At 41.1% G+C, this 8,464-nt stretch carries 5 protein-coding genes; 3 read left to right on the top strand and 2 right to left on the bottom strand.

Annotated elements, in window-relative coordinates; genetic code table 11:
• On the top strand, nucleotides 1–357 hold a 357-nt coding region (locus ACZOVS_RS10110; RefSeq protein WP_483997109.1), incomplete at its 5' end, for a hypothetical protein.
• A gap of 300 nt (nucleotides 358–657) precedes the next feature.
• Here ACZOVS_RS10110 and ACZOVS_RS10105 read toward each other — a convergent pair.
• Both ACZOVS_RS10105 and ACZOVS_RS10100 read right to left on the bottom strand, forming a co-directional pair.
• On the bottom strand, nucleotides 658–2,340 hold the full coding sequence (locus ACZOVS_RS10105) for a peptide MFS transporter (protein WP_483997108.1): 1,683 nt from the start codon (nucleotides 2,338–2,340) through the stop codon (nucleotides 658–660).
• A gap of 65 nt (nucleotides 2,341–2,405) precedes the next feature.
• Nucleotides 2,406–3,995, bottom strand: coding sequence for a peptide MFS transporter (locus tag ACZOVS_RS10100; RefSeq protein ID WP_483997107.1), 1,590 nt, complete (start codon nucleotides 3,993–3,995; stop codon nucleotides 2,406–2,408).
• Nucleotides 3,996–4,437: 442 nt separating this feature from the next.
• Here ACZOVS_RS10100 and ACZOVS_RS10095 point away from each other — a divergent pair, with 442 nt between their 5' ends.
• Both ACZOVS_RS10095 and ACZOVS_RS10090 read left to right on the top strand, forming a co-directional pair.
• Complete coding sequence (locus ACZOVS_RS10095) at nucleotides 4,438–7,062, top strand: valine--tRNA ligase (protein ID WP_483997106.1); 2,625 nt, start codon at nucleotides 4,438–4,440, stop codon at nucleotides 7,060–7,062.
• 165 nt (nucleotides 7,063–7,227) lie between these two features.
• Nucleotides 7,228–8,436: a tyrosine-type recombinase/integrase gene (locus ACZOVS_RS10090; protein ID WP_483997105.1), complete on the top strand. Its 1,209-nt coding sequence runs from the start codon at nucleotides 7,228–7,230 to the stop codon at nucleotides 8,434–8,436.
• The last annotated feature ends 28 nt before the right edge of the window (nucleotides 8,437–8,464 follow it).

Below are 8,464 nucleotides of genomic sequence, written 5' to 3'. Positions count from 1 at the left end.
CAAGTAAGGATTAGTTATGATGGACATCCATTGGATTTGATTTTTGATACAGGCAATGTAAAATCTGATTTGGGAAATAAATTTGCAGAAACATTTCCCGACGCAATAGAGGGGCTCGCTGAACAGACAACCTCCCGTGGAGGCTTTGGCGGAATATCACAAACAAAAGCAGTTGTATTACCCGAATTCCGTTTTGAAGTAGCAGGTTCCACTGTTAAATTATATAATACGGAGGTCGTTAAAAATACGGAATCCGGCAGTCAGTTATTTTCCGGCTCATTAGGAGCGGATTTCGTACTATCATTCAAACGGCTGGTTATTAACTATCAGAACATGTTTATACGTGGAGAAAAATAGCAATAGCCGCAATAATGAGATTAAGGGGCAAACTTCAAAGTAAGTTTAGCCCTTTCTTTTTGCTTCTTAATGAAAAACACCCGACTTTACATTCTTGGGTGTAAAATCGGGTGTCTATTTCACAAAACATTGATTTTCAATGTTTATTGCGGTGCGGACGGGACTTGTAAAGTCTTTCTTATTTCAAAAAGTGTGTAATTGATTTATATTTTTACTTTAGATATATCATTTTTTTGATTTGGAAAATAAAAAAGTGACTGAACGTAAAAATCCAGTCACTTTTGTTATGAATGTGAATCATTAACAATCCTTTGTCGCTGATTCGAGTTTTTTCATCATGGAGAATATAAATATTGCAGAGATGAGACACAATATTATCAACACACTCCACACTTGCCATAGTGGCAAACCCGTACCCCATATTCTTGCAATGACATTGGTAAGATAGTTGCCTATTGCAGTGACTACGAACCAGAATCCCATCATCATGCCTTTGTATTTTGGAGGTGCTACTTTCGTTACAAATGATATTCCCATGGGACTAAGCAATAATTCAGCGAATGTCAATACTAAATAAGTGCTTATCAGCCAGTTGGGTGATACTAAAGTATCACTGACGCCTCCCATGGATTTCAAATCTGCCGGGCTTGCAAGGTTGAATGATGCTACTGCCATTATCAAAAATCCTAATGCTGCCACTACCATGCCCATGCCAATCTTTCTCGGTGCCGAAGGCTCTTTGCCTCTCTTGCCCAACATGGAGAATAGGGCTATTGAAAATGGTGTCAGTACGACGACGAAGAACGGGTTGAACTGTTGGAACTCTTGTGGAAATACCGACAATTCTGATGGTAACTGTAAATATTTCACTATGGCTCCGGCAAAGGCAGCAATGGCAACTATTGCAGATATTATCTTGGCTTTTTTGCTTTCGGACTGGAAGATGCTGAATGCAGCATAAACACCTATTGCAATGAGTACCAATGCGACAATGTCGAATCCTATCCTCGTGATGCCGCTTACTATGTTGGAAGTGTAGTCTCGGGCGAACCATGTAAGACATAATCCGTTTTGTTGGAACGACATCCAGAAAAATATCACAACGGCGAAAACAAGGAACAGGGCTGTCATGCGTGACTTCGTCTGCTCAGGTGTCAACTCTTCTACATGTACTTTACTTTCAGTATCTGCTTTTGCCTGCTTGGTGTTGACATCGGCATGCTTGAACCAGCGACGGCAACAGATGTAAATGGCGATAGACAATATCAATGATATGCAGGCGACACCGAAACCATAGTTGTAAGCCTCTGATAGTTTGTTGATATAATCGTTGGCAAAAGCTGTCAGATTGTTGATTTCATACCCTTGTCCTACAGCCAACTGCTGAAATGATGCCAATGCCTCTTCAGTAATACTGCCGTCGAGATATTGATGAGCGAGAGCCGGTATCTGCGGTACATAGGTGAATCCGGCTTTGCCGAGAAACAACTCCGTTATCTTGGTGGCGGTGATGGGTGCGAACATGGAGCCTATGTTGATAGCCATGTAAAACAGGCTGAATCCATTGTCTCTGCTGTTGTTGTATTTGGGGTCGTCGTAGAGATTTCCCACCATGACCTGCAGGTTGCCTTTGAAAAGTCCGGTGCCTACTGCTATGAGAAACAGGGCGGAGAACATGCTTATCAACGCAAAAGACTGTTGCGCAGGAATGGCAAGCAACAGATATCCTATGAACATCACCACTATGCCGGTGACTACCATCTTGCCATATCCGAAGCGGTCGGCGAGAATACCTCCAATGAGAGGCATGAAATACACTACTCCGAGGAAAATACCGTAAATGTTACCGGTCTGTGCCTCGTTGAAACCGAATTTGGCTTGAAGAAACAACACGAAGATGGCAAGCATGGTATAATAACCAAAACGCTCGCCTGTGTTGGCTAATGCCAATGCATATAAACCTTTTGGATGTCCTTTGAACATAATTTTGTTATTTTAAAAAAGCCTGCTGTTGATGCAGGCTTTCTGTTTGTTTCTTTATTATACTTTTATGCTGTTACTCTTTCTAACCATTTCACCATACCCAACATCACACCCATTGAGATGAGACATATTGCAAAGAATACTGCCCAGCATTGCCATATCGGCCATGCGTTGTACATTATTGGTCCGATGAAAATGAAAAGATTGCCTATGGCAGTGGCACCTAACCATAAACCTTGGCAAAGACCTACCATGTGACGAGGCGCCACCTTGGATACGAATGATAATCCCAACGGTGAGATGAACAATTCTGCTACTGTCAGGAAGAAGTAGGTCACTAAGAGAACCCACGGTCCGGCTTTGACAAGTCCTAAGGAATTCATGGTACTTGCATCCATGGCACGGAACTCTGTTCCGGAAGGATATTTGTTAATCAATGAGAATACCATAAGGAACAGGTAGGCCAAACCGGCGATGAACATACCGATGGCAATCTTGCGCGGTGTGGAGATGCTCTTTCCTTTTTTATTCAGTGTGGAGAATATCCACATGATGATAGGTGTAAGTATGATGACAAATCCCGGATTCAGAGCTTGCCAGATCTCAGGTGCTACGGAATCGGTCTTCACGAAATCACGTGCAAAGACAGATAATGACTGTCCGTTCTGGTGGAATGACAACCAGAAGAATATTGCTATACCCAACACGGCAAACAAGGCATACAGTCTTTGTTTGATTTCTTTTGCCATGGCGAGTTTTTCTTCAGGTGTATAAGATACGACATTGGCTTGTTCTTTCTTTGCAGGCTGTGGGAATCTTTTCTTCGTGGTTACGAAAATAATCAATGAGATAAGCATTGCTGCTACCGAGGCGAAGAATGAGAAATGAATACCTGTATTGAAAGTTTCTATGTATTCTGAACAGAACTTGCCCGTGTCTGTCATTATGTAGCCTTCTTTTATCACTTCAGCCATTGTTTCGGTAAACTTGACCGTCATCTCGCCGTTTGCGAGGAATTGATGGCAAAGAGCCGGCATGTCGGCATTGTAAATGAAATGATGTATGTTAAGCCACCACTCACGCAACAATGGCGCAACGAAAGGTGCTATCAAACCTCCGACATTGATGAATACGTAGAAAATCTGAAAACCGGAATCACGTTTGTCTTTTGCAATCCTGAGAGCCTCTTCACCATTCTTGGCAGCTTCAGCCTCGAGTTCATCATACATCTTTCCTACAATAGCCTGTAAGTTGCCTTTGAATAATCCATTACCGAAGGCAATGAGTAACAGAGCAAAACATGTGAAGATGAGAATGCTCCACCATTGTCCTCCATGATCGGCTATCATACCTGTTTCAGTCTTGCTGAACAACGGGATTGCCAAAGCAACATAACCCAATGCCATGATGATTAAACCCGTTTGAATGGTCCTGTTATAGTTCTGTGTCCTGTCGGCAATAATACCGCCGACTAAGCTTAATACGTAAATTCCGCAATAAAATACAGAATAGATTACTCCGGCTGTGCCATCAGGTAAACCGAATTTAGATACTAAGAACAATAATAGAACGGCGTTCATAATATAGTAGCCAAAACGCTCACCCATATTACTTAGAGCAGCCGCCAAAAGCCCTTTGGGATGTCCTTTAAACATAATTCATTAAAAATTTTTAATTATACATCTGTTTAGTTTTCAATATTCTTGTTAATTCTGCACAAAGGTATGAAAAGTTTTGATATCTTTTGCGTTTTTATGTTTTTTCTTTGTTCTTTTCTTTGTAAATATGATGTAATTATTTGATTTACAGCTTGATAGTTATGTTGTTCTTTTTATGTTTTTGCTAATTTTGAAATTTGATGTTTTTTTGACATGTATCTGTCTTGATATGTTTGAAAATATTGTTATGATGTCTTAATTTTGAAATTTGACTTTTATTGAAAATATCTTTTAACAAATTGTTGAATAAGGAATTTATAGAGATATTGTTCTTGTCCGATGTTTTTGCACATTCAAAAAATCCTTTTATATATTTAAGAGTTTATAAAAAAAATGTATTTTTGCAGATTAATTGAAAACAGAAATAACTATAAATCTAATGGAAATCAGCAGCAAATACAGCCCGCAGGCTACCGAGGAGAAGTGGTACCGGCATTGGATTGACAAGAAATATTTTCATTCTACTCCTGATGAACGTGAACCTTATACTATAGTGATACCTCCGCCTAATGTGACAGGCGTGCTTCACATGGGACACATGTTGAACAATACCATTCAGGATGTCTTGATTCGTCGTGCCCGTATGCAGGGCAAGAACGCCTGTTGGGTGCCCGGAACGGACCATGCCTCTATTGCTACTGAAGCCAAGGTCGTCAACAAACTTGCACAACAGGGTATAAAAAAGACTGATATATCTCGTGAGGAGTTCTTGAAACATGCCTGGGACTGGACTCATGAACATGGTGGTATCATTTTGAAACAACTTCGCAGACTCGGCGCTTCATGCGACTGGGACCGTACAGCTTTTACTATGGATGAAATCCGCAGCAAAAGTGTTATTCATGTCTTTTGTGACTTGTACAACAAAGGTTTGATATATCGCGGGGTGCGTATGGTCAACTGGGACCCTGTCGCCCTTACGGCTCTTAGCGACGAAGAGGTCATCTACAAGGAAGAGCATAGCAAACTCTATTATCTTAAATATATGATAGAAGGTGAGGATGGCTATGCAGTGGTGGCTACGACGCGTCCTGAAACAATTATGGGCGATACTGCTATGTGTATCAATCCTAATGACCCTAAAAATCAACATCTTAAAGGTAAAAAGGTGATAGTGCCTCTCGTGGGGCGTGTGATACCCGTCATTGAAGACGATTATGTCGATGTGGAGTTCGGTACAGGTTGTCTTAAAGTCACTCCGGCTCATGATGTCAACGACTATATGTTGGGTGATAAACATAATCTTGAGAGTATCAATATATTTAATGATGATGCTACTGTCAGCGAGGCTGCCGGCTTGTATGTCGGCATGGACCGTATGGCGGTGAGAAAACAAATTGTCAAAGATCTTGAAGCTGCAGGCTTGCTCGAGAAAGTGGAAGACTATAATAATAAGGTGGGTTATTCCGAACGTACCAATGTACCGATAGAACCTAAACTGTCCATGCAATGGTTCCTGAAAATGGAACATCTTGCTAAGATTGCTCTTGCCCCGGTGGAGTCGGGTGATATCAGGTTCTATCCTCCAAAATATGTCAACCTTTATCGTCATTGGCTCGAGAATATAAAAGACTGGTGTATCAGCCGTCAGTTGTGGTGGGGTCATCAGATTCCTGCATATTATCTTCCGGAAGGCGGTTTTGTGGTGGCTGAGAATATTGAAGAGGCTCTTCGTCTTGCAAAGGAAAAGACAGGTGTGGACTTTTCTGCAGAACAACTGCGTCAGGACCCTGACTGTCTCGACACATGGTTCAGTTCATGGCTGTGGCCTCTGTCGTTGTTCGACGGCATAATGAATCCTGACAATGAGGAGTTCAAATATTATTATCCAACCAACGACCTTATCACTGCTCCGGATATCATCTTCTTCTGGGTTGCCCGCATGATAATGGCAGGTGAGGAATACCAACAAAAGGTGCCTTTTAGCAATGTGTATTTCACCGGTATAGTGCGTGATAAACGCGGACGCAAAATGTCCAAGTCGCTCGGCAACTCTCCGGACCCTATAGAATTGATAGACAAATTCGGTGCCGATGGTGTACGTATGGGCATGCTCCTTACGGCACCTGCCGGCAATGACTTGCCTTTCGATGAGTCGTTGTGCGAACAGGGACGTAACTTCTGTAATAAGATATGGAATGCCTTGCGTCTCGTAAAAGGCTGGACCGTTGATGATAACTTGTCTCAGCCGGAGACTGCCATGATAGCATCAAGATGGTTCGAGGCCCGTTATAACAAGATACTCGCCGAGACTAACGACAACCTCGACAGATATCGTCTCTCCGATGCTCTTATGGGTATTTATAAATTGATATGGGACGACTTCTGTTCATGGTATCTCGAGATGGTGAAAGCTCCTGCAGGCTGCTCTGTGGACAGGGTGACTTATAACGAGACGGTGACATTCTTTGAGAACCTCATGAAGATATTGCATCCTTTCATGCCATTCATCACTGAAGAGGTGTGGCATCTCTTGCAGGAACGTACCGATGGCGATGATATCATTATCTCACAACAGCCTGGTCAGAAAACTGTTGATGCAAAAATGCTCGATATGTTCGGCTTCGCTCAGGATGTAATCAATAATATACGCAAGATACGTGCCGAGAAAAATATCTCGTTCCGTCAGGCGGTTGACTTGCTCGTGGTGGATAAAGACGGCAATGTCAGCCGTGACTTTGACTCTGTAATAATGAAACTCTGTAATGTGGAACATGTTATCTATGCTGACGAGAAACCTCATGATGCCTTCGGTTTTATCGTAGGAGCAGTGGAGTTTTTCATCCCTATTGCTGATTCTGTCGATGTGGAGGCGGAGTTGAAGAAATTGGAGGAGGAACTGAATTATACCAAAGGATTCCTGAAGAGTGTAGAGGCTAAACTGTCTAATGAACGTTTTGTCAATGGTGCCCCGGCAGCTGTCGTTGACAAGGAACGCAAGAAAAAGGCTGATGCTGAAGCTAAAATAAAAGTCATTGAAGAACAAATGACAGCATTAAAATAATGATAGCCATCCAACTTTGATGACTTGGTGAATTGTTTTTTATTTTGATGATTTATCACGTGGAGCATGTGAAAAGTAATGTCTCCACGTTTTTTGTCTGTTATAATCACTTGTCATATCTTGAAATTGCCTATACTACGGTATTTTTTAACAGTTTTTTGTATTATGGCAAGTATAAAAGTGAAATTCAGACCATCTACCGTTGCAGACAAGAAAGGAACGGTGTTTTATCAGATGACTCATAAACAAAGAGTCAGGATAGTTTCTACTGATATTAAATTGAGTTTGTGGGAATGGGACGTCATGAATGGTTGTCTTTACGACAACATGACAAACAGCAATTGTCAGTCGGTTTATAATCGTATTGAAGCAGACATTACACATTTTAATGATGTTGTTGATAGACTGAAAGTGTATTCCAACAGTTTTACCATTGATGATATCTGTGAGATGTTTTTTAATTATAAAACAGGTAAAGTATATGTATTACAATATATTAATGCGCATATCGACAATTTGCAAAAACAGCGTCGGTGGGGACAGGCAACCAATTGTCTTAGAATGAAAAACAGTTTTTCCAATTTTCTCAATGGAAAAGATATTTTATTTGATGAGTTGGATAACAAAATATTGGAGTCGTATAACGATTGGCTAATGCAACGTAATCTTATGCGTAACTCCTGTTCTTTTTATCTGAGAGTGTTGCGTTCAATTTATAATGATGCCGTAAACGAAGGCTTGGTTTTACAGTCTTTCCCCTTTAAAAATGCCTATACCGGCATTGACAAGACCGTCAAAAGAGCTGTCAGTGAAGAACTTATATATAAGTTGTATAAACTTGATCTTGTTGAAAAACCTCAATTGGCATTTGCCCGCGACATCTTTATTTTTAGTTATGGTACACGTGGCATGGCATTTGTCGATATTGCATTTCTGAAAAAATCCGATTATAAAAGCGATATTATCATATACAACAGACGTAAGACAAGACAGCGTTTGCGTATCAGGGTGGAGTCTTGTATATGCGAGTTGATAGAAAGACACTGCGAAAAAGATAAAAATTCGCCATATTTGTTTCCTATACTCCGTTCTGTGGACGACAAGGAGGCATACATAGAATACAGAAACGCTCTCAGTTTATATAATAAGCGATTGAAATTGTTGTCTAATATGTTGGGTTGCAAGGTGGTTTTGTCATCATATACGGCAAGGCATTCTTGGGCAACAGCGGCTCGCAACAATGAAGTGTCGCTCTCGGTGATAAGTGCAGGTATGGGGCATACATCGGAAAATACGACACGAATATATCTCGCCTCTTTGGATGATTCTATGATCGATGATGCCAACCGTAAACTTCTGGAAAAGTTGAAATAGGATTATTTCTACATAAGAAATGGGAAAA

The organism is Candidatus Limimorpha avicola (assembly GCF_056978975.1).
The sequence above is the reverse complement of the archived record's forward strand: the minus strand, read 5'-3'. Positions and strand labels throughout refer to the sequence as shown.